This window comes from Enterobacter sp. CFEC122, assembly GCF_052983755.1.
This window is the reverse complement of sequence record NZ_JBRIQR010000098.1, coordinates 1-2729: the sequence shown is the minus strand read 5'-3', so window position 1 is coordinate 2729 and position 2729 is coordinate 1. Positions and strand designations below refer to the sequence as shown.

Here is a 2729-nt window from a genome sequence, read left to right as displayed (position 1 = left end):
CTAGATGCCTGTGTATCCATGCTCGGAAAGATACTAAAAAAAATGTCTAACAAAAACGGTATCTCACAAACGGAAGAATCTGAATTCGCATTTCTTTTAACAAACTATATTAAACAGACTTTGACTTTTAGAGAATGGCAACGCAATGCTGACGGAAATCAACGACTGCACTTTCTTATTAATATCTACGGTGCAAAAGAAGACGGTGGCGAAGTGGTTTTAAGACCATTTATTGTAAATCCTGATGAATTAATGCTTACTCCAGCGGATGTCGTTGAATTTAATTCGCAGGTTATCAACGTTGATCGGCAGCGTCATCCTGAGTGGTTCCGTTAACTGGTCACAAGGGTTAAGAGCCTGAAAGGCTGCGATAGTGTATACGCAGCCTATTCTGTATAGCCGTCGCGTAATAATTGTTCTAAATGACTATCGACCGTTTCCTGATCACCAGGAATATATCGTGGCCATCCTGTTATATCGTTGACGCGTTTCACTATGTATGGATGAAACCCAAACTGCTCGGAAGTGATGTCAATATAATATTGCACTTCTTCGAAGTTCAATTCACACCAATAATGGCCAAAGCCACCACTCTCTGTAAATATACCGCCATCATCTGCACCGTTACCCCCACGAACAACAGCATCTAGACCTTTAGTTTTTGCTAAATAACATACAAGATAGCTTGCAAAAAGGCATGTGCCTTTCGTCTTCTTTGTGCCGCACTCCGTCAAAACTGAAAGTAGCTTTTCATGCGCCACTCGTGCAATGCCTGATACCAATTCCGGGGACATGTCTGCTCCAATGAAATTATTAGATCGACTTAAACAGGTAATATGTAATTAGGCATTACGATAAGTCGTGCCCTATTGGTTGGTACATCGTAAGAAAAGTAACTTTTCTAATCCCAGCCTGCACTCCGGGAATGCTTCTAACCTGAATAAATCACGGGGGCAGTGCTGGATACTTGTCAACTGTATTTGGATTCACAGGCTAACTATTTTTATACAGTTTAAGTGAATAAAACTTACTTAAAGCAGCGAACCACGCCGAAAGTGTAATGAGGAATACCGCCAATTCATCAGAACCATTTTTGATAGCACTGAGTAGAGCGATTAGTCCAAGGAACACCGAAAGAAAGACTAGTATTGCGGGTAAAAGTTTATACATGATAGACGTTCCTTTTAAAGGTTCAGATAGGTAGACCAACGCAGATAACGTCGGAATTGCCTGTTGTAAGATTACGCTCATTTAATTATTTTTATAACCTATGAATCCGCGTATAATTTCATTTGTAGTAATCTTCGTAATATATATCTGATAGACATTGATCTTTTTAATGTCTTGTTGACTCACAACACCATATAAGCAACTCTTAGATTGGTTTAACACAGCGCTTCCACTAACTCCATTTTGATAAAAAGCAGTCAAACCATCAGAACCAACTATTCCTTTATAATAGTAGGTTGAGTCGGGGGAAGCATACGTATTTGAAAGCGTATTATACATTCCCGATAGAACCCAAACAGACTCACCTGGAGCTAGAACATTATCACATACTGGAAGCTTCCAATTAGGTGGGGCTTTGACAATAGTATTTTTTTCTACTTTTAAAAGAGCGAGGTCCCGGTTCTTAGGATCATCAATATTGATAACTGTTGCTGGTTGGCTCCCATTCCTTGTTATTATACTTAGACTATAATCCTTGCTTGCATCAAGCCATAAATGTGAAGCTGTAAGAATATGTTGTTCATCGATCCAAGTACCTGAGCCGGAGATTGTCTTATTTCCAGACTTGATTTGAATTTTTACAGCTGAGTCCGAAAGCTCAAAATCATTGTGGTGCATACTTTGTTTATGAGGATTATCGGTGGAACAAGCAGAAATCAGTAAGGCTGAAAGAGCTAAAACCTTTCTATACATAGTCAGTTTCCTTCGAATAAGGCGAGTTTGGTTTCTAGAATATTTTATCCAGCGAGGAATTCTTCTAACGTGCTATCTTGGTACTGGGGATATATCTGCTTCATCATGCCAAAAGCAGCAACCGCTACGCTTTCTAAGTCGGAATAGAATTTAGGCTCCGTATTAAGATCATCACCATTCTTCAGAACGCCCTCGAAGCAGCTATAATCATTTCCGAACTCTTGAACAATAATCCAGCGCCCATCACGGAAACCTACGAGCATAACCGCTGAATTAGGATAGTCGCCAGCAGGCGTTAGCCAATCAAAGTGATAGTGCTTTATCGTATCATATTTCAGATGTACATTCATTATTCCTCCGTTGGCGATTACATTATTTGAGTTTTTTCATGGACTCTAAAGAAGCGAGGTAGGAATTATAGCGATCACCAAATTTTTCTTTCGCACGCTTAACGCGCATTTTCTCCGCGAGCTCAGTCTTGTTTTCTGCCTGGTAGGTCCTATTATTTTGCGTCTTTACTTCGGCCCCTGGGCCTGCTGCGTACGTTTTGTTTTTCTCGCTAATACACGCTCGGCATTTACTCTTGAGGCCAAACTTGCCCTTGAGCTCTTTTCCAAACTGTTCAAAGGGTTTAACTTGCTGACATGATTTGCATTTTTTAAAGCCCGGGGGGAGGTAGGTGTCAGCCATGAGCTGCTCCAGTAGGTATTGATTATAGGTGATTTTAACTTAAAGACGACGTCACTTTCAAATAAATCGACTACTTAACGCTGATCTTACATAATCCTGATTATGCGCACTTAAGT

At 40.3% G+C, this 2729-nt stretch carries 5 protein-coding genes; 1 reads left to right on the top strand and 4 read right to left on the bottom strand.

The genetic code is table 11. The features are described 5' to 3' along the window. On the top strand, nt 1-336 hold a 336-nt coding region (locus tag ACVCAM_RS26170; protein WP_031607280.1), incomplete at its 5' end, for a hypothetical protein. A 50-nt stretch (nt 337-386) separates the two neighbouring features. On the opposite strand, the gene ACVCAM_RS26165 is transcribed toward ACVCAM_RS26170, so the two are convergent. From ACVCAM_RS26165 to ACVCAM_RS26150, 4 genes are all read right to left on the bottom strand, one after another. Continuing rightward, on the bottom strand, nt 387-794 hold the full coding sequence (locus tag ACVCAM_RS26165; protein ID WP_001371904.1) for a hypothetical protein: 408 nt from the start codon (nt 792-794) through the stop codon (nt 387-389). A 457-nt stretch (nt 795-1251) separates the two neighbouring features. Then, complete coding sequence (locus ACVCAM_RS26160; protein WP_000285959.1) at nt 1252-1923, bottom strand: S1 family peptidase; 672 nt, start codon at nt 1921-1923, stop codon at nt 1252-1254. Between the two features lie 44 nt (nt 1924-1967). Further along, nucleotides 1968-2273 (bottom strand): hypothetical protein, encoded by a 306-nt coding sequence (locus ACVCAM_RS26155; protein ID WP_001100610.1) that lies wholly within the window; start codon nt 2271-2273, stop codon nt 1968-1970. 22 nt (nt 2274-2295) lie between these two features. Continuing rightward, nucleotides 2296-2613 (bottom strand): hypothetical protein, encoded by a 318-nt coding sequence (locus ACVCAM_RS26150; RefSeq protein ID WP_000785965.1) that lies wholly within the window; start codon nt 2611-2613, stop codon nt 2296-2298. Nucleotides 2614-2729: the final 116 nt, after the last annotated feature.